Annotated in this window: 2 protein-coding genes; one reads left to right on the top strand and one right to left on the bottom strand. The window is 64.7% G+C overall.

What is annotated here, in order from left to right:
• The coding region (locus AYR66_RS11640) for a bifunctional acetate--CoA ligase family protein/GNAT family N-acetyltransferase (protein WP_141104225.1) at nucleotides 1–1,464 on the top strand (1,464 nt) is incomplete at its 5' end.
• Nucleotides 1,465–1,467: 3 nt separating this feature from the next.
• Here the strand turns inward: AYR66_RS11640 and AYR66_RS11635 are convergent.
• Nucleotides 1,468–2,637 carry a GGDEF domain-containing protein gene (locus tag AYR66_RS11635; protein WP_088707618.1) on the bottom strand — a complete coding sequence of 390 codons (1,170 nt, stop codon included), beginning with the start codon at nucleotides 2,635–2,637 and terminating at the stop codon, nucleotides 1,468–1,470.
• Between the last annotated feature and the right edge of the window lie 226 nt (nucleotides 2,638–2,863).

Here is a 2,863-nt window from a genome sequence, read left to right as displayed (position 1 = left end):
GACGAACGCGCCGCCGCGGCACGGCAGATCCTGTCGCGCGCGACCATCCCGACCTACCGCACGCCGGAAGCGGCGGTCGATGCCTTCCACAACATCGCGTCATTCCACCAGAACCAGAAGCTGCTGTACCAGACCCCACCGCCGCTGTCCCAGCTTGCCAAGCCTGACCTCGAAGGCGCGCGCATCCTGGTGGAAAGCGTGCTGACAGAACGGCGCAAGGTGCTGACCGAAATGGAATCGAAGGCGCTGCTGTCGGCCTTCCATGTGCCCGTCACCAAGACCATCCTCGCCCGCTCGGCGAGCGAGGCAATCCTGGTGGCCAACCAGCTCGGCTATCCGGTCGCGCTGAAGATCGATTCGCCCGACATCACCCACAAGTCGGACGTGCACGGCGTGGCGCTGAACCTGCAGAATGCGGCAGCGGTACGCGACACCTGGCAGGACATGATGGCAACCGTGGCGCGCCTGCGCCCCGACGCGCGCATCAACGGCGTGACCATCCAGAACATGTCGGGCAAGCCGCACGGACGCGAGCTGTACATCGGCGTGACGACCGACGAGCCCTTCGGCCCGGTGATTTCCTTCGGCGCCGGCGGCACGATGATCGAGCTGATCAACGACCGCGCGATCGAACTGCCGCCGCTCAACCAGTTCCTCGCGCAACGCCTGATCGACCGCGCGCGCTGCGCCGAGACGCTGGGCAACTGGCGCGGCGCACCGCCCGCCCAGCGCGAGGCGCTGGAGCAGATCCTGCTGCGCGTGTCGGAAATGGTGTGCGCGCTGCCCCAGCTGCGCCACATGGATATCAATCCGGTGATTGTCGATGCCAACGGCGCTGTCGCGGTCGATGCGCGCATCGTGATCGACCATGCGCCGCACGGCGCCGACCACTTCCCGCACCTGGCGATCACGCCCTATCCATCCGATCGCGAGCAGGAGTGGCCGATGCGCGGCGGCGGGCACTATGCGGTGCGCCCGATCCGTCCCGACGACGCACAGATGCTGCAGGACTTCGTGCGCCGCATGACGCCGGAGAGCCGCTATTTCCGCTTCGTGTCGACCATGCGCGAACTGTCGGTGAAGATGCTGGCGAAGTTCACGCTGATCGACTACGACCGCGAAATGGCACTGGTGGCAATGTACCGCGAGCGCACGCCGACGGAAGACGGCGGATTCACCGAGACCGAGCGCATCATCGGCGTCTCGCGCTACGTCACCAACCCCGACCAGAACACCTGCGAATTCTCGCTCGCGATTTCCGACGAATTCAATGGCCAGGGATTGGGTTCGCGCATGATGCTCTCGATCATGGACGTGGCGCGCAGCAAGGGCCTGTCGCAGATCGAAGGCCTGGTGCTGACGAACAATTCACCGATGCTCAAGCTGATGCGCAGCCTCGAGTTTGACGTGCGGAAGTATGAAGAAGATCCGGATTTCCGGCTGTGCGTGAGATCTTTGCAGTAATCGTCAAGCTTCTACATCCGCTTCACTAATTGCCCTGTTGCGCCCCATTGCCTTGGCGGCGTACAGGGCGGCGTCGGCGCGGCGCAGCAGGTCCTGCAGGGACTCGAAGCCGCGCGCCGACGACACGCCGATGCTGACGGTGTAGTGCGGCACCGGCACCTTCGACCATCCCTTGTCGCCTCCCGACTGCGCCACCACGGTGCGCATCCGTTCAGCCACCACGGCCGCGGCTTCGCGCGAGGTTTCCGGCAGCAGGACTGCAAACTCTTCCCCGCCCACCCGGGCAAAGTAATCGATCGAGCGCACCACGGTCGCCGCCCGCCTGACCAGGTCGACCAGTACCGCATCGCCGATCGCATGCCCATAGGTATCGTTGATCTTCTTGAAGTGGTCGACGTCCAGCAGCAGCACCGACATGTGCCGTCCGCTGCGCCGCGCGCGCAGCAGTTCGCGGTCGGCGTGCTCGAAGAAGGCGCGGCGTGTCCAGGCGTTGGTCAGGAAGTCGCGGTTGGCAACCAGCTCGGCCTTGGCCAGCATTGCGTCATGCACCAGCATCACGGCGCCGAAGGTCAGCACAGGCAGCACAAAGGTGCCTGCCGAGACGAAGAACAGGTTCCAGGGTGAAGGCTGCAGCAACGACGTCACCTCGCCCGTGTGCGACAGGTAGACCACGCTGCGGATGCCGTGCCCGAGCGTGATGATCGCTGCCATGCCGACAGTGAACAAAGACGGGTAATGGGAACTCCAGTCGCGCCGCGCGCGCACGATCGTCATCGCAATGGCCAGGCAGATCGCGCCCTGGAACACTGCCACGACAATGGTGCGCATGGCATAGGAATCGTAGGCGTAATGGAACAGGCCGATCGATGCCGCCACCAGGGCGACGCCGGCGCCGAGCTGGCTCCACAGCGGATTCCTGCCGTGGTAGAGGCGGAATCCGGCGAGCATGCCGGCAGCCGCCGCTGCGTACACGCTGTTGGTGACCTCATAGGCGATGAACGACGGCAATTCGAGGCCGAATGCATAGAGCACCAGTGCGACGCAGCCCAGGGCATTGGCAACGCACCATTCCCGGATGCCGGGCAGCCTGCTGCGCAGGAGCGAAGTCAGGACCAGCAGCATCAGGATGCAGAACAAGGCGCCGACGATCAGGATATTGAAGGTACTGGACATGGAGGCAAGCAGGATAAGCGCTGCCGAGCAGCGCGCCGACTACGACAGTATAAGTGCAGCCGCATCGTATTGCCGCGCCATTCTGGATAGACTTGATGGCGTGCAATAATGTGGCGTATGACTGCGATCGCTGCACGCCCACTTCCGCCCGACGGCCCGGCCCGGACGCGGCTTGCCGGGGCAATAACGGTGTCGCTGGCGCTGCATGCGCTGCTGCTCTCGCTCC

It is taken from the genome of Noviherbaspirillum denitrificans (assembly GCF_002211445.1).
Taxonomy (GTDB): domain Bacteria; phylum Pseudomonadota; class Gammaproteobacteria; order Burkholderiales; family Burkholderiaceae_D; genus Noviherbaspirillum; species Noviherbaspirillum denitrificans.
This window is presented reverse-complemented; position numbering and strand designations above follow the sequence as displayed.

Excerpts from the sequence above, each read along its gene's own strand:
- AYR66_RS11635 (WP_088707618.1), bottom strand. The coding sequence starts at position 2,637 with ATGTCCAGTACCTTCAATATCCTGATCGTCGGCGCCTTGTTCTGCATC.